This is a genomic window from Mesorhizobium marinum (assembly GCF_040813675.1).
In the GTDB taxonomy this organism is placed as follows: domain Bacteria; phylum Pseudomonadota; class Alphaproteobacteria; order Rhizobiales; family Rhizobiaceae; genus Mesorhizobium_K; species Mesorhizobium_K marinum.
Window position 1 is genome coordinate 21,530 of record NZ_JBFOCI010000008.1, and the last position, 20,515, is coordinate 42,044.

Here is a 20,515-nt window from a genome sequence, read left to right on the forward strand (position 1 = left end):
GATGGCCCGCCTCACCCATCTCGGCGCCGACGGCAAGGCCGACATGGTCGACGTCGGCGGCAAGGACGAGACCGAGCGCACGGCGGTTGCCGAGGGGGCCGTGACGATGCAGCCCTCGACGCTGAAAACCATCCTCGAGGGAAACGCCAAGAAGGGCGACGTGCTGGGCGCGGCCCGCATCGCCGGCATCATGGCTGCCAAGCGGACGCACGAACTGATCCCGCTCTGTCATCCGCTGCTGCTGACCAAGGTTGCGGTCGACATCGTACCGGACGAGGCCCTGCCCGGTCTGCGCGTCACCGCGCTGGCGCGCGTGACCGGCAAGACCGGCGTCGAGATGGAAGCGTTGACCGCCGCTTCCGTCGCCTGCCTCACCATCTACGACATGGCCAAGGCGGTCGATCGCGGCATGGTGGTCTCCGGCATCAGGGTCGTCGAGAAGACCGGCGGCAAGTCCGGCGACTTCAAGGCCGACCGAGGGAAACCGGAATGAGCGGACTGCTTCCCGTCGACCATGCGCTGGCGCGCATGCTCGAGGGCGCCGCCCCGCTGGCTGCCGAGACGGTGCCGCTCGCCGAGGCCGGCGGGCGCGTGCTTGCCGCCCCGGTCAAGGCGCTGCGCACGCAGCCGCCCTTCGACGCCTCCGCCATGGACGGCTACGCCGTGCGCGCCGCCGACGTGGCGCATGTTCCCTCGCGCCTGACGGTGATCGGCGACGCGCCCGCCGGCCGCCGCTTCGCGGGCGCGGTCGGCGAACGCCAGGCCGTCCGCATCTTCACGGGCGCGCCCGTCCCCGAAGGCGCCGACACGATCGCCATCCAGGAAAACGTCAAGTCGCTCGGCGGCGACGTGATCGAGGTACTTGAGACGGTCGCCGCCGGTCGCCACATCCGTCGCCGCGGCCTCGACTTCACCGAGGGTGAAGTCCTGCTCGACGCCGGGCGCCTGCTCGACGCCGCCGCCCTCTCGCTGGCCGCTTCGGCGAACCACCCTTCCCTTCCGGTCGTGAAGCAACCGCTGGTCGCCATTATCGCCACGGGCGACGAACTCGTCCCGCCCGGCAGCACCCCCGCCGCCGACCAGATCATCGCCTCCAACGCCTATGGCGTCGCCGCGATCGCCAGGCAATCCGGCGCGCGCGTGCTCGATTTGGGCATCGCGCCCGACCGCATCGAGGCAATTTCGGCGCTGCTGCAGCAGGCGCTGGATGCCGGCGCGGACGTTATCGTCACGCTTGGCGGCGCGTCGGTGGGCGACCACGACCTGGTACAGGCGGCGCTCGTCGGCTTCGGGATGGAACTCGGCTTCTGGAAGATCGCGATGCGCCCCGGCAAGCCGCTGATGTCAGGACGCCTCGGTGCGACACGCTGCATCGGGCTGCCCGGCAACCCGGTGGCCAGCCTCGTCTGCTCGCAACTCTTCCTCAAACCGCTCCTGGCGAGGCTCGGCGGCCGACAGCATGACGACCAGACGGTCGACGCGGTTCTCGGCGCACCGATGGCGGCGAACGACCAGCGCCAGGATTACGTCCGCGCAAGGGTCGAGCATACGGCCGCCGGCCTCTTGGCGACGCCCTTCGATGTCCAGGACTCCTCGATGCTGCGGCTGCTTTCCGACGCCGGCGGCCTGATCGTGCGCGCGCCCTTTGCGCCAGCCGTCGAGGCCGGTGCGCCGTGCCGGCTCCTCCGGTTACGCTGAACAAATCGTCAACGAATTCATTAAACTTTAAACAGTTGCGGAACACAACTGGAACAGATAGTGTTTGTTCTGGTTTTGTTTGAGGCTTGATTCCCGGGGGAAACGCCAATGCTGACGCGCAAGCAACACGAGCTTCTCCTGTTCATTCATGAGCGGCTGAAGGAATCGGGCATCCCGCCGTCCTTCGACGAAATGAAGGAAGCTCTGGACCTTGCGTCGAAGTCGGGCATCCACCGGCTGATCACCGCGCTTGAGGAGCGTGGCTTCATTCGCCGCCTGCCCAATCGCGCACGCGCACTGGAAGTGCTGCGTCTCCCCGATTCCATCGCGCCCGGCCTGAACGCGGCGAAGAAGTTCTCGCCGAGCGTCATCCAGGGAAGCCTGGGACGCGGCCAGCCGGAGCCGGCGCGGTCACGCATGGCGAGCAATGACGACGACGCCGGCTCGTCCGTCGCCATCCCGGTCATGGGCCGCATCGCGGCGGGCGTGCCGATCGACGCCATCCAGCACAAGACGCATTCCATCGCGGTTCCGCCCGAGATGCTGTCCGGCGGCGAGCACTATGCGCTCGAGGTGAAGGGCGATTCGATGATCGAGGCCGGCATCTTCGACGGCGACACGGTCATCATCAAGAATTCCTCGACCGCCAATCCCGGTGAAATCGTCGTGGCGCTTGTCGACGACGAGGAGGCGACCTTGAAGCGCTTCAGGCGCAAGGGCGCCTCGATCGCGCTGGAGGCCGCGAACCCGGCTTACGAGACCCGCATCTTCGGCCCCGACCGCATCAAGGTTCAGGGCAAGCTCGTCGGCCTGATCCGCCGCTACTGACCGGTTTCATCCTGCCCGACCGCGCTCCGCGCTGGCCCACTCGGCTTGGCGTCGGGCTTTCGGGTTTCGGCCGCCGGCCTTCGGTAGGGCGGCAGTCCGCGCGCGGCGCGTGAGAACCGGCGCTGGTCGTGCCAGGGCCGGTAGGGTGTGGCGATGGCGAAGCGGATTTCGGCCGGAGCGTCGTCCGACAGGACGATTGCGGCGCTTCCACCAACGGCAAGATCGCGGCCGGTGACGACGAGCGCGTCGCTCCACCGGCAGGCGTTTGCCGCGGTCGCATCCTCGATCACGATCACCTCGGCAACGGCGCAGGCGTCGGTCGCGGCTTGCGTGTCGAGCGCATGGGCGACCGTCGCGCCGGCCGGGTGGCGGGCAAGGCAAAGCCCGTCTCCGCAGACGAACCCGGCAGCACCGTCCAGGTTCTTGGCTGCCCCGGTTCCGTCCCCGGTCGCATCTGCACTCTGGGCGGCGCTGCGTTGCTGCCTGCCCTCAGGCCTGACGACCGCGTCGGCCTGCAGCGCACGCCTCCAGTTGTCGGCGGTGAACTGGCTGGGCCGTGCTCGGTTGACGGCTATGCCGTCGCCGATCCCGAGGCCGACGAGCCGGCCGTCTTCGGAGGCGAACAGGTCCGGCTCCGGGCGCTCGATGAGCAGGAAGAAGCCGGCGGCCGCGATCGGAACGGCCGCTAGTCGGAGCCATGTCGAGAACACCGTGGCGACCAGAAGCGCGACGGTCAGCACCGCCACGGCGGACGCCGGCACAAGCCCCACGATGTCGCTCGGCGAACGCTCCGCGAACCACTGAGCGATGGCGACCGTCCAGGCGAGCCCTATCCCCATCACCTGGAAGAACGGTCCGTCGAGCCCGAACGGCATGGCAAGCGAGCCGAGCACCGCGAACGGCATGACCACGAAGGAGACGATCGGCATCGCGGCGAGATTGGTGAACAGGCCAAGCGACGGCATCTGCTGGAAATGCCACGCGGCGTAGATCGCCGTCGCGCCGCCGGCGGCAATCGAGGTCACCGCAAGTCCGGCAAAGCCGAGCAGGACCGCGCGCAGCAACCGAACCGGCAGCGAACGCGCGAGCGGCGGACCCGCCGGCCGCTCGGTGCGCCAGTCCGACCACGCCGCGTAGACGCCGACCAGCGCGACGGTCGCCGCAAACGACATCTGGAAACTCGGCCCGACCACTTCGTGCGGCGACAGCGCGATGACGATGATCGCCGCGATGGCGAGGTTGCGCAGCGTGAGCGCGGCCCTGTCGAGCAGGACAGCGGCAAGCATGACGGCGATCATGATGAAGCTCCGCTGCGCCGCCACCTCGGCGCCGGAAATGAACAGGTAGCCGGCAAGGCCGATCAGAGCCAGCGCCGCCGCGTATTTCTTGACTGCGTGGCGCGACGCGAAATCGGGGAAAAGCGCAAAGCCCGAGCGCAGCATCCACATGATCGAGCCGGCGACCAGCGCCATGTGCAGGCCGGAGATCGAGATGATGTGGTAGATCCCGGCCTTGCGCAGCGCCTCGTTGACGTCTTCGGGAATGCCGGCCCGCACCCCCACTACCAGCGCCGCCGCGATCTCGCCTTCCGCTCCGCCGATATGGCCGGAAATGCGCTCGGCCACTGCGTGGCGGTACCGCTCGACGGCAACCTTGAAGGCGGAGACGGCCGACGCCTTGGCCGCCGAAGGAATAGGCTCGGGTCCGCTGAGGAAATAGCCGCTCGCGCCGATCCCGTCGAAGTAGCTTTCGAAGGAAAAGTCGTAGCTGTCCGGCCGCACCGGACCGGATGGCGGCATCAGGCGTACGAGGCCCGACACGGAGGCGCCTGCCGCGACGCCATCGGGAATGCGCCGCGCGGAAAGGCGGACCCGGTCCGGCGCATGGCGCAGCACCGGCCGAGCGGTCGCGGTCACGTCGATGGTCAGCCGCACCCGCCCGCTGGCGAGCCGCTCGATCCTGGCGACCGTGCCCTCGAGCCGCGTCGTCACCTCGCCGCCCAGCATTTTCGTATCGGCGCGCAGCGTCTCCGTCTTGGCGGCCAGCGCGCCGAGCACCAGCAGGAGCGCGGCGGCAATCGGCATGTTCAGCGCCGGGCGCGACCGCGTTGCAAGCGCAAGGATGCCGAGGACGACCGCGCCCGCGGCCAGCGAAGCCAGGGCAGGCTCGCGGGCGAGCGCGAAATAGATGATCGCACCAACAGCCAGGAAAACGGGAGCCAGCACGAAGGCGATGCCACGGTCCAGTTCGGTCTCCACGGCGCGGCTGGCGGCGCGAACAGCGTCGCCCCACGCGGGCAGGCTTGCCTTCGCAAGCCACCGAAACGCCGGCGTCGTGGAGACGGGAGGCATGGCGCGCGGCGGCGAGGCGGCTGGACGAGCGTCCGCTATGCCTTCGCCGGTGACATCGGCGGCCACTCTTTTGGGAGGCGGCAGGGCGAACGGCGCGGCATCCGGGGCGAACATCGCCCTTTCGCCGATGCTTGCAGGCGACTGGTCCTTCGCCATTGCCGTCCCCGTGCAGGTCCCCGCCACTTGCGTGGCGGGCGACCTATGCTACATGAACGCCAACTTTTATCCATCGGCCCGGTTTTCGCCGCCGGACCGCCTGCGGCTGTCGCCGCTTCGTCATCCAGGAAACGTATGACCGAAACCGTCGTTACGCGCTTCGCCCCCTCGCCCACCGGCTATCTGCACATTGGCGGCGCGCGCACCGCGCTGTTCAACTGGCTCTACGCCCGCCACACCGGGGGAACGATGTTGCTTCGCATCGAGGATACCGACCGTGAGCGTTCGACCGACGCCGCGACGGCAGCGATCCTCGACGGCCTTTCGTGGCTTGGCCTTCACTGGGAAGGCGATCCGATCTCGCAATACGCCCGCGCCGCGCGCCACCGCGAGGTGGCCGAGGAACTGGTGCGTCTCGGCAAGGCATACCACTGCTACGCCTCGCAGGAGGAACTCGCCGAGATGCGCGAAAAGGCGCGCGCCGAGGGACGGCCGCCGCGCTACGACGGCCGCTGGCGCGACCGCGATCCCTCCGAGGCGCCCGCCGGCGTGAAACCGGTGATACGCATCAAGGCGCCGAAAGAAGGCGAGACGATTGTGCGCGACCGCGTCCAGGGCGACGTCCGCTTCCCCAACAAGGATCTCGACGATTTTATCATCCTGCGCTCCGACGGCGTGCCGACCTACATGCACGCCGTGGTGGTCGACGACCACGACATGGGCGTCACCCACATCATCCGCGGCGACGACCACCTGACCAACGCCGCGCGCCAGCAGATTATCTACGACGCGATGGGCTGGGACATTCCGGTCATGGCGCATATCCCGCTTATTCACGGCGCGGACGGGGCCAAGCTCTCCAAGCGCCATGGCGCGCTCGGCGTCGACGCCTACCGCGCCATGGGCTACCTGCCGGCGGCGCTGCGCAACTATCTCGCCCGTCTCGGCTGGAGCCATGGCGACGACGAGGTGATGAGCCTCGACGACATGATCCGCTGGTTCGAGATCGAGGACGTCAACAAGGGCGCGGCGCGATTCGACTTTGCCAAGCTCGAGGCGCTGAACGGCATCCACATGCGGCAGATGGACGATGCCGAACTGCTGGAGGATTTCATCCGCACCCTGCCCTACCTGGAGAACGGCAAGCTGATCGCTGACAGGCTGGACGAGCGGGGCAAGGCGCAGCTGCTCGCCGCAATGCCGGGGCTGAAGGAACGCGCCAGGACGCTGGTCGAACTCGCCGACGGCGCCACCTTCCTGTTTGCCGAGCGGCCGCTGGCCATCGACGAGAAGGCGAAGGCGCAGCTCGGCGACCAGCAGAAGGCGGTCTTGCGCGGCGCGCTCGCCGCATTGCAGTCAGTCGGGCAGGACTGGACTTCTGCCTCCACGGAAGCCGCGATCCGGGCGTTCGCCGAGGAGCAGGGTCTCAAGCTTGGCGCGGTCGCGCAGCCGCTGCGCGCCGCGCTGACCGGCAGAACCACCTCGCCCGGCGTGTTCGACGTGCTGGCCGTGCTGGGCCGCGACGAGAGCCTGGCGCGAATTGGGGATCAAATCGATTAGGACAACGTCACTGTCATTTTTTGCATTGAATCCAGTCTGTTGCGATGCAACATTGACTCCAACGACAAGGGGTTGGGGCTTGTCTGCGCTGCCCCGGCGCGTGCCAGGGTTCCGGCCAGACAGGCATTCAAAAACAATAGAATGGGTAGGCTGAAGGAGGTTGCGATGACAACTGCGAAATTGGAATTTGCCGGCAAAGCCCATGAGTTCAAGGTGCGCAGCGGCACGGTCGGCCCGGACGTCATCGACATCGGCTCGCTCTACAACACCACCGGCGCCTTCACCTACGACCCCGGCTTCACCTCCACGGCCAGTTGCGAATCGGCGATCACCTTCATCGACGGCGACAAGGGCATCCTGCTGCATCGCGGCTACCCGATCGACCAGCTGGCCGAGCACGGCGATTTCCTCGAAGTCTGCTACCTGTTGCTCTACGGCGAGCTGCCCACCAAGGCGCAGAAGGACGATTTCGACTACCGCGTGACGCGCCACACGATGGTGCACGAGCAGATGAGCCGCTTCTTCACCGGCTTCCGCCGCGACGCGCACCCGATGGCGGTGATGTGCGGCGTGGTCGGCGCGCTCTCGGCCTTCTACCACGACTCGACGGACATCTCCGATCCGCACCAGCGCATGGTCGCCTCGATGCGGCTGATCGCCAAGATGCCGACGATCGCGGCGATGGCGTACAAGTACCACGTCGGCCAGCCCTTCGTTTACCCGAAGAACGAGCTGAACTACGCGGCCAACTTCCTGCACATGTGCTTCGCGGTGCCCTGCGAGGAATACAAGATCAATCCCGTGCTCGCCCGCGCGATGGAGCGGATCTTCATCCTGCATGCCGACCACGAGCAGAACGCCTCGACCTCGACGGTCCGCCTCGCCGGCTCGTCGGGCGCCAACCCGTTCGCCTGCATCGCGGCGGGCATCGCCTCGCTCTGGGGCCCGGCGCACGGCGGCGCCAACGAGGCCGCGCTCAACATGCTGGCCGACATCGGCACGGTCGACCGCATTCCCGAGTTCATCGACCGCGCCAAGGACAAGAACGATCCGTTCCGCCTGATGGGCTTTGGCCACCGCGTCTACAAGAACTACGATCCGCGCGCCAAGATCATGCAGAAGACCGCGCACGAGGTGCTCGGCGAACTCGGCATCAAGGACGATCCGATGCTCGACGTCGCCATCGAGCTCGAGAAGATCGCGCTGACCGACGAATACTTCATCGAGAAGCGGCTCTACCCGAACGTCGACTTCTATTCCGGCATCACGCTGAAGGCGCTCGGCTTCCCCACCACCATGTTCACCGTGCTGTTCGCTGTCGCGCGCACCGTCGGCTGGGTGGCGCAGTGGAAGGAGATGATCGAGGATCCGCAGCAGAAGATCGGGCGGCCGCGCCAGCTCTACACAGGCGAGGCCGAGCGCGACTACGTGCCGATCGCCAAGCGCTGAGGCACGGCAAGACAGCCGTCGGCGGCCGGGCGATCCCGGCCTCCCGGCTGCCTAGCGGCGCATCCCCGCAGTTTTCAGGATCACCCCGGCCGCAATCTCGCCGGACGTCTGCTCGGTCGTCATGCGCCGCGAAACCTCGGCGAATCCCGCCTTCTGCCAGGCCCGCATCTCGGTGTCCGCGAACAGCTGCTCGAGCGTCCGCGCCAGCGTTCCCGGGCGTACCATGTAGTTGTAGTACTCCGGCGCGACCGGCTTGTCGGCGATCAGGTTCGGCAGCAGCGCCGACCACACCGTGATGAACTGCTGCGCCATGCGCGCGAACACGTCGAGCTTGTAGCAGGAAATCAGCGGCACGCCGGCGAGCGCCAGCTCCAGCGACACCGTCCCGGAAGCGATCAGCGCGGCGTCCGCCTCGCCGAAGGCGCGCCACTTGGCTTGCGCATCGGTGACGATCTCCGGCCGGTCGCTCCAGCCCGCCACCGACGAGGCCACGAGGTCCGCGACATGCGGCACGGTCGGCAGCACGAGCTTCAGCCGGTGTCCCCTCTCTCTCAGGATCGAAACGGTCTCGCCGAACGGGCCGAGCAGCCTGCTGACTTCGCCCCTGCGCGAGCCCGGCAGCAGGAGCAGCGTCTTCGTGCGGTCGTCAGAGCGGTCGCGCGGGGCGGCCTGGGCAGCAGCCGCGGCCCGCACCCCGGCGTCGCTGGTCAGCCGGTGGCCGACGAAGGTGCCGGGCGGACCGCCCAGCCGCTCCAGTTCGGCCGGCTCGAACGGCAGGATGCAGAGGATGTGGTCGACATGCGGCTTCATCGCGGCCGCCCGGCCCGGCCGCCACGCCCACACGCTCGGGCAAACATAATGCACGATCGGGATCCCGGGCGCGGCGGCGCGCACCTTCCTGCCGACGCGCAGCGTGAAATCGGGATTGTCGATGGTAAGCAGGCAGTCGGGCTTCGCGGCGGCGATGGCGCGCGCCGCCTCGCCGATACGCCGCATCAGCCGGGGCGCGTCGCGAAGCACGGCCGAAAAGCCCATCAGCGCGATGTCGCCGGCCGGAAACAGCGAACGCAGGCCCTGCGCCTCGAGATGGCGGCCGCCGACGCCCACCAGTTCGACGTCGCGGCCGGTGGCCGCCTTCAGCGCCGCCACCGTGTCGGCGCCGATCAGGTCGCCTGATTCCTCGCCGGCGATGATGCCGATCCGCAGCGGCCGCGCGTCGCTCACGACACCGGCTCCGGCGGCAGGCCGACGACGAACAGCCCGAGCCTGTCGGCTTCGGCGATCACCCCGGCGGCATCGAGGACCAGCGAGCGCTCGGCCTCGACGGCGATGCCGGCGAGCCCCGCCGCATGCGCGCCGGTCACCGTCGCCGGCCCGATCGTCGGCAGGTCGATGCGCAGTTCCTGGCCGGGCTTGGCGCATTTGACGAGCACGCCGCGCTTCTTGCCGGCGATGCGGCCGTGCGAGCGCAGGTCTCTCACCCGCTCCAGAAGCAGGTCGGTGCCCTCGATGCCCTCCAGCGCGATGGCCCGGCCGCCGACGGCGACGGCCGCCTGCCCGATGTCGAGCGCGCCGATCGCGCGCGCCGCGGCCGCCCCGGCGTCGATGTCGCGCCAGTCGGCCTTTTGCGGTGCGACGCCGTTCAGCTGTCCTTCGGACGCCAGGAGATCGGGCGCGATCTGATGGGCGCCGACAAGGGTGATGCCGACCGATTCGAGGCCGCCCGCCAGGGCGCGCAGCGCCCCGTCGTCGCCCTTGCCGAGGCCGGCGATGACGCGCGGCAGGAAGCGCAGCAGCGCGAGGCTCGGCCGCAGCGCGGTCAGCCGCGGCCGCCGGCCGATGCCGCCGGCCATCACGGCGTGGGTGATGCCCCGTCGCTTGAACAGGGCGCCGAGGCCGGCGATGTTCTCGAGCGCCAGTTCTTCATGGTCGAAGGCGGCGAGCCCCGGCTCGGCTTCGCCCTGCATCATCACGACGAAGGGCGGATAGCCCCGGGAAGCGAGGTTTTCGGCAACGTCGAGCGGCAGCCTGCCGCTCCCGGCGATGATCGCGATCCTGTCGCCGGACCGGAGTTCGGCCTGGCCCCGGCTCTCAGTCGTCGTCATCGTCGTCGTCGGCTGCCTCGCGCAGCGGCGGAACGGTGAAATGGCGCTTGCCGCGCTCCTGCATGAAGTCGAGCACGTCGCGCACGATCGCCGACTGGCCGAACGCGCGCTCGGCGTCGGGAATGTTCTCGGCTACCGAGCGCCTGGGGTCGAAGATCATCTTGTAGGCCTTGCGCAGCGCGAAGATGTCGGCCCGCGCGACGCCGGAGCGGCGCATGCCGATGACGTTCAGCCCCCGCAGGCGCGCCCGGTTGCCCATCACCATGCCATAGGGGATGATGTCGCCGTCGATGATCGCCGCGCCGCCGGCAAAGGCGTGATGGCCGATCCGCGTCATCTGGTGTACCGCGACAAGCCCGCCCAGCGTCACGAAGTCGCCGACCTCGACATGGCCGCCGAGCGTCGCCACGTTGGCCATCGTCACGTTGTTGCCGACCACGCAGTCATGCGCGATGTGCGAATAGGCGAGGAAGTTGCCGTTGTCGCCGACCGTCGTCTCGCCGCGGCTGCCGTCCGTGCCGCGATGCATGGTGACGCCTTCGCGGATGGTGCACTTGCGGCCGATGACGAGCGTGGTCGGGCCGCCCTTGTGCTTGGTGTTCTGAGGCGGGGCGCCCAGCACCGCCATCGACGAAACCGTGCAGCCCTCTCCGACGCTCACGCCGCGATGCACGACGACATGGCTGGAAAGCTCGACGCGGTCGCCAACCGTCGCGCCGGCCTCGACATGGCAGAACGGACCGACGGTCACGCCGACGCCCAGTTCCGCGCCGGGCTCGACCAGCGCGAGCGGATGGATCGTGGTGTCTGGCGAGGTCGTCTGCTGCATCGGATGCGCGTCCATCATGCGCCGGCCGGCGCGAGCATCGCCGCGATCTCGGCTTCGGCGACCATCGTCCCCTCGACGAAGGCCTCGCAGGCGAAGCGCACGATGTTGCCGCGCTTCTTGATCTTCCTGACCTTGATCTCGACCTGGTCGCCCGGAACCACGGGCTTGCGGAATTTTGCCCCGTCGATGGTCAGGAAATAGACCAGCGAGGGCTGGTCGCTGCCGGCGGCCCGCAGCGAGATTGCGCCGGCCACCTGCGCCATCGCCTCGACCAGCAGCACGCCCGGCATCACCGGCTGTCCCGGGAAATGACCCTGGAAGTGCGGCTCGTTGATGGTGACGTTCTTGATGCCGGTGGCGGAGTTGTCGCCGTCGATGTCGACGATCCGGTCGATCAGCAGGAACGGATAGCGATGCGGCAGGAGCTTCATCAGCTCAAGGATGTCGACTGTTTCCAGGCCCGCTTCAGCCATTGGTTTTTCCCCGCTTCGATCTCTCTGCCGTAAGCTTGCGCAAGGTGGCCACGTTGCGCATCATGGTCCCCAGCGGCTCGGCCGGATAGCCGCCCCAGACCTCGCCCGGCGGTACGTCATGCATGAAGCCGCTTCCCGCTGCAAGCTGGGCTCCGGCGCCGATGGTCAGGTGGTCCGCAATGCCGACGCCGCCGCCCATGACCACGTTGTCGCCGACCGTCACGGAGCCGGAAATGCCGGTCTGCGCCGCGATCAGGCAGTTGCGGCCGATCACCACGTTGTGCGCGATCTGCACGAGATTGTCGATCTTGCTGTTCTCGCCGATCACCGTATCGGCGAGCGCGCCGCGGTCGACGGTCGAGTTGGCGCCGACCTCGACATTGTCCTGGATCACGACGCGGCCGATCTGCGGCAGGCGCTCCGGCCCGGAGGCTCCCACGGTGAATCCGAAGCCGTCCTGGCCGATGCGCGCCCCGGCGTGGATGATGACGCGGTCCCCCGCCAGCGTCGCCTGGAGGCTGGCGCCCGGCCCGACATAGCAGCTGCGGCCGATCTGGCACTGCATCCCGATCACCGCGCCCGGCCCGATGATCGTCGCGGATCCGATCGCCGCCGCCGGCCCGACCACGGCGCCGGCCTCGATGATGACGCCCGGCTCGATCCGCGCCGATGGATCGACGAAGGCATGCGGGGAAATCCCGGTCTCGCCGGTCAGCGCCTGCGGGGAGGCCGCCGCCGGAAACATCAGCCGGCCGATCGCCGCGAACGCCGCCTGCGGCCGCCGCGTCACCAGAACGGCGACGCCCGGCCGCACGCTGGCGGCCATGTCGGCGGTGCAGAAGATGGCCGCGGCCTCGACGGTCTCGGCAAGGCGGGCGTTCTTGCGGCCCTCGACGAAAACCAGCTTGCCCGCGCCGCCATTGCTGGCCGACGCAATGCCGCTGATCTCGATCGACGCATGGCCGCGATCGGCAAGCTCGGCCCCGGCGAGATTCGCGACCTCCTGCGCCGTGTACCGGCGGGTCGGCACGAAAAACACCGGGTCCGTCATGGTCTACCGATATCCAGTGTGGGCGTCTTCCCGGGCGACCGGGAAGACGGGATCGCCGCGATCAGAAGCGGGTCGACATGCCGAAGCTGAATTCCTGCACCTCGTCCTGGTCCTCCTTGAGGACCGGTACCGCGTAGTCCATGCGGATCGGGCCGAAGGGCGACGCCCAGATCAGGCCGGCGCCGACCGAGGCACGCCATTCCATGTCGCTGCCCTGGACGTTGGTGCCCGCCACATTGATGTCGCTGCCGAACAGCGTCGCGGCGTCGGCGAAGACGGCGGCGCGAAGCCCCAGGCTTTCCGGGATCACCGGCATCGGGAACTGGGCCTCGACCGAGGCATTGAAATAGGTCGTGCCGCCCAGGTGATCATTGTCCGTCGAATTCGAGTCGTAAGGGCCGATACCGCCATACTTGAAGCCGCGGATCATGCGGTCGTTGCTCTTGAACTGGTCGAAGATGCGCAGACCGTCGTCGCCCCAGCCCATGATGTGGCCGCCGCCGCCGGTCACCAGGCCGACGATGTCCATCTCCTCGGAGATGGTGTGGTAGTAGGTCGCGCGCGCCGTCGCCTTCAGGAACTCGGCGTCGCCGCCGAGGCCGGCCGCCTCCAACACCGCATTGGCGTAGATGCCCGAATGCGGGTTATTCATGTCGTCGATCGTGTTGTAGACAAGGCCGGCAGAAACCGATGACTTGATCCACGGGCTCGTCGCCACGCCCTGAAGGATAGCCGTCGAGATTCCGCAAGGATTGACATTCGGGAATCCTACATCGCCGGGCGAGAGAGGCTCGCACTTGTCATCCAGCTCGTACTCTTCGCGCGACAGGTTGTAGGCGAGCTGCGTCGACAGGTTCTCGGTGATCGGCAGGCCGAAGCGGATCGAGCCGCCCGTCGTCGTGCTGTCGTAGTCGTCGTAGCTGCGTGTCCGGTAATAGACGTCGAAGCCCGCCGCGATGCGCCGGCCCAGGAAATAGGGCTCGGTGAAGGACAGCTGGTACTGGCGCGAATCCTGTCCGCCACCGGCCGAGAACTTGATGTACTGGCCGCGTCCCAGGAAGTTGCGCTCGGTGATCGATCCCTCGATCTGCGGGCCGGGATCGTCGCCGCCGGTCGTGTAGCCCGCGCCGATCGAGAATTCGCCGGTCGACTTGTCGACCACGTCGACCACCAGGATGACCTGGTCGGCTTCCGAGCCCGGCGCCGTCGCCACGTCGACCGTCTCGAAGAAGCCGAGCTTCTCCAGCCGGCGCTTGGCGCGCTGGATCAGGACCTGGTTGAACGCGTCGCCTTCGCTGACGTCGAACTCGCGGCGGATGACGTAGTCGCGCGTGCGGGTGTTGCCGCGGATCTCGATGCGCTCGACATAGGTCTTGGCGCCCTGGTCGATCGCGTAGACGACCGAGATGGTGCGGTTCTCGAAGTTGCGGTCGCCGCGCGGGGTCACCTGCGCGAAGGCGTAGCCCATGCCGGCGAGGTGCTCGGTCAGGCGGATGATGGTGTCTTCGATGTCCTTGGCGCTGTAGACGTCGCCGGTCTTGGTCTTGACCATCGGCATCAGCGTCTCGCCGGGAACATCCGGCAGCGTGCTGTCGACGCTGACGTCGGCGAAGGTGTAGCGCTGGCCCTCGTCGACGGTGAAGGTGACCGTGTATTCGTTCGTCGCCTCGTCGAGCTCGCCGAAGGCGGAGACGACCTGGAAGTCGGCATAGCCGCGGTTGAAGTAGAAGCGGCGCAGCGCCTCCTCGTCGGCGCGCAGCCGGTCCTCGGCATAGATGTCGTCGCGCAGCACGAACGACAGCAGCGTCGATTCCTTGGTGGTGATGACGTCTGACAGGCGCCGGTCGCCAAAGGCCTCGTTGCCGACGAAGTTGATCGTCTTGATCTTGGTGCGGCCGCCTTCGTTGATCTCGTAGACGACGTTCACGCGGTTGTCGCCGAGGTCCATCGTGCGCGCCGAAACGGTCGCGTCGTCGCGGCCGATGCGCGAATAGGCCTGGCGGATCGCCTCGACGTCGGCGTCCATCTGGTCGGGCGAGAAGGTGCCGCGCGGCTTCAGCTGCGCCGTCATCGACAGCTGCGCGTCCTTGATCTTCTTGTTGCCCTGGAAGAGCACCTGGTTGACGATCTGGTACTCGGAAACCTGCACGACCAGCGTGCTGCCGACCTGGTTGACGCTGACATCGGAGAACAGGCCGGTGCCGAACAGGCGCTTGACGGATTCGTCGATGTCGATCGTCGAGAACGAGCGGCCGGGCTTGATGGTCAGGTAGTCGCGAATCGTCTGCGCGTCGACGCGCTGGTTGCCGCGAACGTCGATCGAGGAGACGACCGCCGCCTGCGCGACGGACACCGCCGCAAGCTGCACGACGAATGCGCCAGGCACCGCCAAGGCCGCAGACAAAGCCACCGCCGAAGCGGCGCTAAAAAACCCGGATGCTGCCTTCATTAAACTTATGTACCCTTTTTCTCGAAGTCCCCACGGCGAGAAAACCGGACGTCGCGGTGCATTTCTCTGAACCGTATTAACCGGATTTGCCCTACAAGCAAGGCTCCTGGTTAATTTGTGTTTACTTAACCAAGCCGCGTGGCTTTCGCGTCACGCATATCCCCCGTCATGGTAAACGGCGCCTCAATTCGGCTTATAGCCATGGCAGATTCGTTCATGATTTCAACACCCAAAGAGGTCGTTCCAGAAAACGAAGCCCATGAAGGCCAGCACCAGGAACATGCCGACCCGATAGACCGCATCCATCGCCCGCTCCGACACCGGACGGCCCTTCACGGCCTCCAGCGCGTAGAACACAAGATGTCCTCCATCGAGCGGCGGAATGGGCAATAGGTTGAGGATGCCGATGCCCACAGACAGCATGGCGACGAGCTGGACGACCCAGTCGAATCCGAGCTTGGCCGCCTGCCCCGATATCTTGGCGATCTTCACCGGGCCGCCGAGCTGGCACTTGTCCTCACGCCCGACGACGAAGCGTTTCAGAAATTGACCGGTGCGGGCGATGATGTGGCCGGTGTCGTAGACCGCCTCGACCAGTGCCTCGCCGGGCGTGAACGTGATCAGCTTGGGCTGGCCCGATTCGACCGTGTTCACCACGCCGATCACGCCGATCTTGACGACGTTGCCGAGCGCGTCGGTCTGCTCCATCACCTCCGGCGTCGCCGTCAGCGTGACGTCGCCGCCGTCCCGCGCGAGCACGAAGACGATCGGGTCGCCGGCGCGTCCCGACACCATGCGCTGCACGTCGGCGAAGGTCTCGACCGGCGTCCCGTCGACGCTGACGAATCGGTCGCCCGGCAGGAAGCCGGCCGCGGCGGCCGGGCTGTCCGGCCGAACCTCGGCCACCACCGGCTCCATCACCATCTTGCCGTAGATGGTGAACAGCACGGCGTAGACGGCGATCGCCAGCAGGAAATTGAAGGCAGGCCCGGCAACCACGGTGGCCGCGCGCTTCCACACGGGCTGCGTGTGGAAGGCGATCTTGCGGTCGCTGTCGCTCAGCGATTCGATCTCGCCGGCGTCCGGCGTGCTTGTCGCGTTCATGTCGCCGACGAACTTCACATAGCCGCCGAGCGGAATCGCGGAGAGCTTCCAGCGCGTGCCGCGCCGGTCGTTGAAGCCGATCAGTTCCGGGCCGAAGCCGATCGAGAAGGCCTTGACGCCGATGCCGCACCAGCGGCCGACCAGGTAGTGCCCCATCTCGTGGACGAACACGACGACGGTCAGCACGAACAGGAACGGAATGATCGTGCCGACCAGCAGGCTGTCGGTGCCCAGGAGCGTTGAAAGCGTTTCGTTCAAGTCGTTCCCTCAAAACGGCGCGGAGCCGCAACTGTGGCCTCAATCGGGGCGAATCCGTGGCGCGGCGATTCGCGCACCATGCCGCTCAGCTTGCAAACAGGCCTTGCGCGGGGTTGTCGGCGCCGGCCATCAGCGCCCCGACGAGGTACAGGGCGATTGCCGCGGCGACAAGCCCGTCGACGCGGTCGAAGACGCCGCCATGGCCGGGAATCAGGTTGCCGGAGTCCTTCACGCCGTGGCGCCGCTTGATCCACGATTCGAAGAGGTCGCCGCCCTGCGAGATGACCGACAGCGCGAAGGCGACCAGCGCCAGCAGCGGCAGGTTGCCGAGGCCCGACGCCGCGGCCACCGCGACGCCCGCCAGCACGCCGCCGACAGCGCCGCCGAGTGCGCCGCTCTGCGTCTTGCCCGGCGAGATCGCGGGAGCCAGCTTGGGGCCGCCGAGCGACCGGCCGACGAAATAGGCGCAGATGTCGGTCGCCCACACCACGGCGAACAGGAAGAGGATGGCGACCAGCCCGTCATGGCCGTCGCCGCGCAGCCATCCGAGCGACAGTCCGGCAAGACCGGCATAGGCAAGCCCGGACGGCGCCCAGCCCCCCTGCCCGCCGACCCGGCTTTCCAGCAGGCTCGCCGCAACCGACAGGACGAGCAGCCCTAGGACGCCGATGGCCGCGTAGCCGAGCACCATCGCGACAAGCACGACGCCGAGCAGCACGCCGGCGACCGCTTGCGAGCGTTTCGCTCCCGGCTTGCCGGAGATCGTGCACCATTCGTAGAACATCGCGCCGGCGATCGCGGCCGCGAGGATGCGGAAGGCGACGCCGCCGACATAGGTGACGGCGAGGACCGCGGTGATCAGCACCACCGACGAGATGATGCGCAGCTGCAGGTTGCTCAGGCCGCCGCCCGGAGCGCCCGCGCTCACGACGCCACGCCCTGCGCGACGCCTTGCGCCGTGACGCCGCCGAATCGCCGCTCGCGCGCGGCATACTGCCGAAGCGCGTCGTCGAAATGCTCGCGCGTGAAATCGGGCCAGTAGCAGGGCAGGAACACGAGTTCGCTGTAGGCGGACTGCCACGGCAGGAAGTTCGACATGCGCTGTTCGCCGCTGGTGCGGATCACCAGGTCCGGATCGGGCATTCCGGCCGTGTCCAGGAAGCCAGCGAAAACGTCGGGTGTGACGTCGTCGCTCTTCAGGTCGCCGAGCCGGATCGCCTCCGCCACGCGACGCGTGGCTCGCACGATCTCGTCGCGGCCGCCATAGTTGAAGGCGATGACGAGGTCGAGCATGCGGTTGCCGGCCGTCAGCGTCTCGGCCTCCTCGAGCAGCCCGGCGATGTCGGGCGTCAGGCCCTGCCGCTCGCCGATGATGCGCACCCTGACACCGCTCTGGTGCAGTTCGGCCAGGTCGCGCCGGATGAAGAGTTTCAGCAGCCCCATCAGGTCGCTGACCTCCGATTTCGGCCGCGACCAGTTCTCCGACGAAAAAGCGTAGACGGTCAGCCAGCCGATGCCGGCGTCGCCGGCGGCGCGCACGGCGTTGCGCAGCGCCTCGACGCCTGCGCGGTGGCCGGCAACGCGCGGCAGGCCGCGCGCCTTCGCCCAGCGGCCGTTGCCGTCCATGATGATCGCGACATGCTCGGGCGTGCTCATCTCGTCTCTTTCATCCCCGCCTGTCGGCGGGGACAGCAGGTCATACCTGCATGATCTCGGCTTCCTTGCCGGATAGCAGGCTGTCGACCGTTGCGATCGTCTCGTCGGTCAGCTTCTGGACTCGGTCCGCCTCGCGGCGGTGGTCGTCCTCGCTGATGTCGCCATCCTTTTCGGACTTTTTGAGGAAGTCCATCCCGTCGCGGCGGACATGGCGGATCGCCACGCGCGCATTCTCGGCGTAACCGTGCGCGATCTTGACGAGTTCCTTGCGCCGCTGCTCGTTCAGTTCGGGCAGCGGAATGCGCAGCATGGCGCCGTCGACGATCGGGTTGAAGCCGAGATTGGCCTCGCGGATGGCGCGGTCGACCGCGCCGACCATCGACTTGTCCCAGACGGAAACCGAGATCATCCGGGGCTCGGGCACGGCGACCGTGGCGACCTGCACCAGCGGCATTTCGGAGCCGTAGGCCTTGACCTGGACCGCGTCGAGAAGATTGCTCGAGGCGCGGCCCGTCCGCAGCGAGGCTATGTCGTGCTTGAACGCGTTGACGGCGCTGTCCATGCGCCTGCGAATGTCGTCAAAGTCACCACTCTTCATGTCTTACTCCTCGAACTGTCCCGTTCGGGCCTGCTTGCTGGTCAATCAGTCGGCGACGACGGTACAGCGACCGCCGCCCCGCAATATCGCTCCGAAACCGCCCCGCTCGTGAATCGAATAGACGATTATCGGAATGTGGTTTTCGCGCGCAAGCGCGATCGCGGCAGTATCCATGATCGCCAGGCCCTTGGCGATCACCTCGGCATGGCTGACGTGCTCGAAGCGCACCGCGTCGGGCTCCTTCTTGGGGTCGGCCGAGTAGACGCCGTCCACCTGCGTGCCCTTGAACAGCGCGTCGGCGCCGATCTCGGCGGCGCGCAGCGCAGCCGCCGAATCCGTGGTGAAGAAGGGGTTGCCGGTGCCGCCCGCGAAGATCACCACCTTGCCCTGGTCCATGTAGGCCGTGGCCTGGCGCTGCGAGAAGCTTTCGCATAGCTCCGGCATTGCGATCGCCGACAGCACGACCGCGTCGACGCCGAGCTTGACCAGCGAGGTCCGCAGCGCCAGCGAGTTGATGACGGTCGCCAGCATGCCCATGTGGTCGCCGGTCACGCGGTCGCCGCCCTTCGACGCAACGGCCACGCCGCGGAAGATGTTGCCGCCGCCGATGACGACGCCGACCTCGACGCCCATGGCCCTCGCCTCGGCGATATCGGCAGCGATGCGATCGACCACCGAGACGTCGATGCCGAAGTGCTGGTCGCCCATCAGCGCCTCGCCGGATGCCTTGAGCAGGACTCGGCGGTATCGTGCCGTCATGGGATCCTCTTGAAAGTGGGCTGCCGCGTAAGATCGGGCGCCGCCTCGTCCGGCCAGGACCGCGGCGCCGGGTTTGCGATACACGAAGGGCGCCGCGATGTCACGCGGCGCCCTTGAAATAACGGGTCCGAAACGGCCCCGAAGCGGTTGATGCCGCGTTACTTTTTCACAGTCGCGGCAACTTCCGCCGCGAAGTCGGTGGCTTCCTTCTCGATGCCCTCGCCCAGCGCGTAGCGCAGATAGGCGGTGATCGTGGCCGGAGCGCCGATCTCCTTCTCGGCATCCTTCAGCGCCTGCTCCACCGTCACGTCGGGGTTGAGCACGAAGGCCTGCTTGAGAAGCACGACTTCCTCGTAGAACTTGCGCAGCCGGCCTTCGACCATCTTCTCGATGATGTTCTCCGGCTTGCCCGACTGGCGCGCCTGGTCCGCGAAGATCGCCTTTTCGCGCTCCACGGCGGCGGCATCGAGTTCCTCGACCTTCAGCGCCATCGGGTTGGTGGCGGCGACATGCATGGCGACCTGGCGCGCGAAGGCGTTGGCCTTGTGCGCGTCGCCCGCGGTCTCGATGGCGACCAGCACGCCGAGCTTGCCGAGGTTGTCGGCGACGGCGTTGTGGACATAGGTCGCCACCGCGCCCTGCGCGACCGACAGCTTGGCCGCGCGGCGGAACGAGATGTTCTCGCCGATCGTGCCGACGGCGTCCTTGATCGACTCGGCGACCGACTTGTCGGAACCGGGATACTTCTGGTGCGCGACCTGGTCGGCGTCGCCGTTGAAGGCGAGCGCCACCTTGGCGACGTTGCGGACGATCTCCTGGAAGCCGTCGTTGCGGGCGACGAAGTCGGTCTCGGAGTTGACCTCGACGACCGCCGCCTCGCGCAGGCCGGCGTCGACGCCGATCAGGCCCTCGGCCGCGGTGCGGCCGGCCTTCTTGTCGGCCTTGGAGATACCCTTCTTGCGCAGCCAGTCGACCGCTTCCTCCATGTTGCCGTTGGTCTCGGTCAGGGCCGCCTTGCAGTCCATCATGCCCGCGCCGGTCAGCTCGCGGAGTTCCTTCACCTGGGTAGCGGAAATGCTCATCATTGCCTCTTTGTCTCGAAACGCGCCCGGAGCACCATCGGATTCAATGGTGCTCCGGCACGGCAATCTGCGGGTAGGTTGTCCGGGGCCGCGGCGCGGCCTCCGGGAA

General features: G+C 67.6%; 18 protein-coding genes. 5 read left to right on the plus strand and 13 right to left on the minus strand.

From position 1 onward, the window contains the following. Position 1 precedes the first annotated feature (1 nt). The 3 genes from moaC to lexA all read left to right on the plus strand — a co-directional run bounded on the left by moaC (position 2) and on the right by lexA (position 2,526). Positions 2 to 493: a cyclic pyranopterin monophosphate synthase MoaC gene (gene moaC / locus ABUE31_RS20570; protein WP_367725624.1), complete on the plus strand. Its 492-nt coding sequence runs from the start codon at positions 2 to 4 to the stop codon at positions 491 to 493. Beyond that, a complete protein-coding gene (locus tag ABUE31_RS20575) occupies positions 490 to 1,698 on the plus strand; it encodes a molybdopterin molybdotransferase MoeA (RefSeq protein WP_367725625.1) in 1,209 nt (402 codons plus the stop codon). Before moaC ends, ABUE31_RS20575 begins: the two co-directional genes overlap by 4 nt. Positions 1,699 to 1,806: 108 nt before the next feature. Further along, positions 1,807 to 2,526 (plus strand): transcriptional repressor LexA, encoded by a 720-nt coding sequence (gene lexA, locus ABUE31_RS20580; protein WP_367725626.1) that lies wholly within the window; start codon positions 1,807 to 1,809, stop codon positions 2,524 to 2,526. On the opposite strand, the gene ABUE31_RS20585 is transcribed toward lexA, so the two are convergent. After that, on the minus strand, positions 2,520 to 5,033 hold the full coding sequence (locus ABUE31_RS20585; RefSeq protein WP_367725627.1) for a ComEC/Rec2 family competence protein: 2,514 nt from the start codon (positions 5,031 to 5,033) through the stop codon (positions 2,520 to 2,522). The two genes, lexA and ABUE31_RS20585, sit on opposite strands and share 7 nt — an antisense overlap. Before the next feature lie 135 nt (positions 5,034 to 5,168). Between ABUE31_RS20585 and gltX the strand changes: the two genes are divergently transcribed. Both gltX and gltA read left to right on the plus strand, forming a co-directional pair. Continuing rightward, positions 5,169 to 6,593: a glutamate--tRNA ligase gene (gene gltX / locus ABUE31_RS20590; RefSeq protein ID WP_367725628.1), complete on the plus strand. Its 1,425-nt coding sequence runs from the start codon at positions 5,169 to 5,171 to the stop codon at positions 6,591 to 6,593. A 165-nt stretch (positions 6,594 to 6,758) separates the two neighbouring features. Then, positions 6,759 to 8,042, plus strand: a complete 1,284-nt coding sequence (gene gltA, locus ABUE31_RS20595; protein WP_367725629.1) for a citrate synthase — start codon at positions 6,759 to 6,761, stop codon at positions 8,040 to 8,042. A gap of 51 nt (positions 8,043 to 8,093) precedes the next feature. Here the strand turns inward: gltA and ABUE31_RS20600 are convergent, their stop codons facing one another. From ABUE31_RS20600 to tsf, 12 genes are all read right to left on the minus strand, one after another. Further along, positions 8,094 to 9,266, minus strand: coding sequence for a lipid-A-disaccharide synthase (locus tag ABUE31_RS20600; protein ID WP_367725630.1), 1,173 nt, complete (start codon positions 9,264 to 9,266; stop codon positions 8,094 to 8,096). Next, positions 9,263 to 10,147: an LpxI family protein gene (locus ABUE31_RS20605; protein WP_367725631.1), complete on the minus strand. Its 885-nt coding sequence runs from the start codon at positions 10,145 to 10,147 to the stop codon at positions 9,263 to 9,265. Before ABUE31_RS20605 ends, ABUE31_RS20600 begins: the two co-directional genes overlap by 4 nt. Further along, positions 10,134 to 10,976, minus strand: coding sequence for an acyl-ACP--UDP-N-acetylglucosamine O-acyltransferase (gene lpxA / locus ABUE31_RS20610; RefSeq protein ID WP_367725633.1), 843 nt, complete (start codon positions 10,974 to 10,976; stop codon positions 10,134 to 10,136). The genes ABUE31_RS20605 and lpxA overlap by 14 nt, the downstream gene beginning before the upstream one ends. Before the next feature lie 14 nt (positions 10,977 to 10,990). Continuing rightward, positions 10,991 to 11,449, minus strand: a complete 459-nt coding sequence (gene fabZ, locus ABUE31_RS20615) for a 3-hydroxyacyl-ACP dehydratase FabZ (protein WP_367725634.1) — start codon at positions 11,447 to 11,449, stop codon at positions 10,991 to 10,993. Then, complete coding sequence (lpxD, locus tag ABUE31_RS20620) at positions 11,442 to 12,500, minus strand: UDP-3-O-(3-hydroxymyristoyl)glucosamine N-acyltransferase (RefSeq protein WP_367725635.1); 1,059 nt, start codon at positions 12,498 to 12,500, stop codon at positions 11,442 to 11,444. Before lpxD ends, fabZ begins: the two co-directional genes overlap by 8 nt. A 61-nt stretch (positions 12,501 to 12,561) precedes the next feature. Next, positions 12,562 to 14,949 (minus strand): outer membrane protein assembly factor BamA, encoded by a 2,388-nt coding sequence (gene bamA / locus ABUE31_RS20625; RefSeq protein WP_367725636.1) that lies wholly within the window; start codon positions 14,947 to 14,949, stop codon positions 12,562 to 12,564. A gap of 222 nt (positions 14,950 to 15,171) precedes the next feature. Continuing rightward, positions 15,172 to 16,311, minus strand: a complete 1,140-nt coding sequence (rseP, locus tag ABUE31_RS20630) for an RIP metalloprotease RseP (protein ID WP_367725637.1) — start codon at positions 16,309 to 16,311, stop codon at positions 15,172 to 15,174. Positions 16,312 to 16,396: 85 nt separating this feature from the next. After that, positions 16,397 to 17,239, minus strand: coding sequence for a phosphatidate cytidylyltransferase (locus ABUE31_RS20635; protein ID WP_437344164.1), 843 nt, complete (start codon positions 17,237 to 17,239; stop codon positions 16,397 to 16,399). Then, complete coding sequence (locus tag ABUE31_RS20640) at positions 17,236 to 17,967, minus strand: isoprenyl transferase (RefSeq protein WP_437344165.1); 732 nt, start codon at positions 17,965 to 17,967, stop codon at positions 17,236 to 17,238. The genes ABUE31_RS20635 and ABUE31_RS20640 overlap by 4 nt, the downstream gene beginning before the upstream one ends. A 40-nt stretch (positions 17,968 to 18,007) precedes the next feature. Further along, positions 18,008 to 18,565: a ribosome recycling factor gene (gene frr, locus ABUE31_RS20645; RefSeq protein WP_367725639.1), complete on the minus strand. Its 558-nt coding sequence runs from the start codon at positions 18,563 to 18,565 to the stop codon at positions 18,008 to 18,010. 45 nt (positions 18,566 to 18,610) lie between these two features. Further along, the gene (gene pyrH / locus ABUE31_RS20650; protein ID WP_367725640.1) at positions 18,611 to 19,324 is read right to left on the minus strand and encodes a UMP kinase; all 714 of its coding nucleotides are present in this window, start codon (positions 19,322 to 19,324) and stop codon (positions 18,611 to 18,613) included. A gap of 158 nt (positions 19,325 to 19,482) precedes the next feature. Then, complete coding sequence (gene tsf / locus ABUE31_RS20655) at positions 19,483 to 20,406, minus strand: translation elongation factor Ts (protein ID WP_367725641.1); 924 nt, start codon at positions 20,404 to 20,406, stop codon at positions 19,483 to 19,485. Positions 20,407 to 20,515 lie beyond the last annotated feature (109 nt).

Bases quoted from the DNA above. Each gene is read 5' to 3' on its own strand.
- ABUE31_RS20640 (WP_437344165.1), bottom strand. From the start codon at position 17,967: ATGAGCACGCCCGAGCATGTCGCGATCATCATGGACGGCAACGGCCGC.
- fabZ (WP_367725634.1), bottom strand. From the start codon at position 11,449: ATGGCTGAAGCGGGCCTGGAAACAGTCGACATCCTTGAGCTGATGAAG.
- pyrH (WP_367725640.1), bottom strand. From the start codon at position 19,324: ATGACGGCACGATACCGCCGAGTCCTGCTCAAGGCATCCGGCGAGGCG.
- ABUE31_RS20585 (WP_367725627.1), bottom strand. From the start codon at position 5,033: ATGGCGAAGGACCAGTCGCCTGCAAGCATCGGCGAAAGGGCGATGTTC.
- bamA (WP_367725636.1), bottom strand. From the start codon at position 14,949: ATGAAGGCAGCATCCGGGTTTTTTAGCGCCGCTTCGGCGGTGGCTTTG.
- moaC (WP_367725624.1), top strand. From the start codon at position 2: ATGGCCCGCCTCACCCATCTCGGCGCCGACGGCAAGGCCGACATGGTC.
- frr (WP_367725639.1), bottom strand. From the start codon at position 18,565: ATGAAGAGTGGTGACTTTGACGACATTCGCAGGCGCATGGACAGCGCC.
- lpxA (WP_367725633.1), bottom strand. From the start codon at position 10,976: ATGCAGCAGACGACCTCGCCAGACACCACGATCCATCCGCTCGCGCTG.
- gltA (WP_367725629.1), top strand. From the start codon at position 6,759: ATGACAACTGCGAAATTGGAATTTGCCGGCAAAGCCCATGAGTTCAAG.
- tsf (WP_367725641.1), bottom strand. From the start codon at position 20,406: ATGAGCATTTCCGCTACCCAGGTGAAGGAACTCCGCGAGCTGACCGGC.
- lexA (WP_367725626.1), top strand. From the start codon at position 1,807: ATGCTGACGCGCAAGCAACACGAGCTTCTCCTGTTCATTCATGAGCGG.
- gltX (WP_367725628.1), top strand. From the start codon at position 5,169: ATGACCGAAACCGTCGTTACGCGCTTCGCCCCCTCGCCCACCGGCTAT.
- lpxD (WP_367725635.1), bottom strand. From the start codon at position 12,500: ATGACGGACCCGGTGTTTTTCGTGCCGACCCGCCGGTACACGGCGCAG.
- ABUE31_RS20605 (WP_367725631.1), bottom strand. From the start codon at position 10,147: ATGACGACGACTGAGAGCCGGGGCCAGGCCGAACTCCGGTCCGGCGAC.
- ABUE31_RS20575 (WP_367725625.1), top strand. From the start codon at position 490: ATGAGCGGACTGCTTCCCGTCGACCATGCGCTGGCGCGCATGCTCGAG.